The sequence below is a fragment of the Rhodoferax sp. RT5P35 genome, assembly GCF_056521385.1.
The window spans coordinates 1-1,367 of record NZ_JBWMAX010000153.1 but is presented as its reverse complement, the minus strand read 5'-3'; the positions used below and the strand labels follow the sequence as shown (position 1 = coordinate 1,367).

Annotated in this window: 2 protein-coding genes; both read right to left on the bottom strand. The window is 67.7% G+C overall.

Annotation, left to right across the window (positions count from 1 at the left end):
* The coding region (locus tag AC097L_RS24525; protein WP_479589329.1) for an FAD-dependent monooxygenase at positions 1–716 on the bottom strand (716 nt) is incomplete at its 3' end.
* A gap of 17 nt (positions 717–733) precedes the next feature.
* On the bottom strand, positions 734–1,367 hold a 634-nt coding region (locus AC097L_RS24520), incomplete at its 5' end, for a VOC family protein (protein WP_479589328.1).

The window sequence follows — 1,367 nt, the reverse complement described above, 5'->3', positions numbered from 1 at the left end:
CGCATGAATTCCCAGCGGCGGAAGTAGCGACCATCCTTCACGCCTGCGGGCACGATGGTGGTGGGGCGCAGCGGGTTGCAGTACTGGGCGGCGGGCGGGATGTCCAGCACCACACCCTCGTGCGGCAGCACGTCGATCACCAGCCAGTCGGCCTCGAAGCCGCGGTCTTCCTGGGTGGAGCCTATGGCCTGGCGCACCAGGCTGTTGGCACCGTCGGCACCGATCAGGTACTTGGCGCGCACGGTGCGGCGTGCGTCGGTTTCAAAGTCGCGCACCGTCAGCTCTACGTAGTCGGCGGTCTGGGTGGCGGCCACAGCTTCCCAGCCCAGGTTCACCTCCACATTCGGGCAGGCGGCCACCACGTCTTCGAACATCTTCTCCAGCGTGGGCTGGTGGATGAAGTTGACCTCGGGGCCGCCGGAGATGGACTCGGATTCCCAGTCGATGGCCAGCAGCTCCTTCCAGTCGGCGTTGAACCAGCGGTACATCGGCCCGGCGTGGCTCACTGCCGGTAAATCCGCGCCCATGCCCAGGGCGGACAGCACGCGGTACAGCTCGTGGTCTATGCACACGGCGCGCGGCAGGCTGAAGCGTTCGCGCCAGCGCTCGAACACGGCCACGCTGCGGCCTTGGCGGGCCAGCGCCAGGGCCATGATTTCGCTGACCGGGCCGTAGCCGATCTGCACAACGTCGTACAGGGGAATTTCTTGTTGCATGGTGGGTCTCCAGGGGATCAGGCGGTCAATTCAAAGTTGGTCACAAAGTCGTCGGGCGGCGGCGGGCCCCAGGTGTAGAGCGAGTCCTCGATGGGGTGGTCGGCGCAGGGCCACTCCATGCCCGCGGGGATGTAGTCGATGTCGAACGAGTACTCGGCATAGCCGCCCCAGGGGTCGCGCACGTAGCGGAAGTAGTTGGAGCCCAGCACGTGGCGGCCCAGGCCCCAGCCCTGCGCGTAACCGGCCTGTGCCATCTGCTGCGCACCCAGGCCCACGGCATCCAGCGACGGCACCGTCCAGCTGCTGTGGTGCAGCCCGCCGCCGCCCGACAGGGCCAGCGCGATCAGGTGGTGGTCGCTGCCGTGCGGGCTGTGCATAAAGCCGATGACCGGGCCCGAGCTGTCCGACAGGCGCAGGCCCAGCACCTGGGTATAGAAGCGCACGGCCTCCAGCACATTGGCGCTGAACATCAGGATGTGCGACAGGTGCAGCGGTGCAATCTGCTGGATCGCACTGCGGTTGGGCGCGCGGCCTGCGGTGCCGGTTTCTGGAGGGATCACGCGGGGCACGGGGGCGGAGGGCGAGGATTTCTCGGCCACCACGATCTGCAGGGGCAGCTGGTCCGGGCCCTGGATCCACACACCGCCCTCC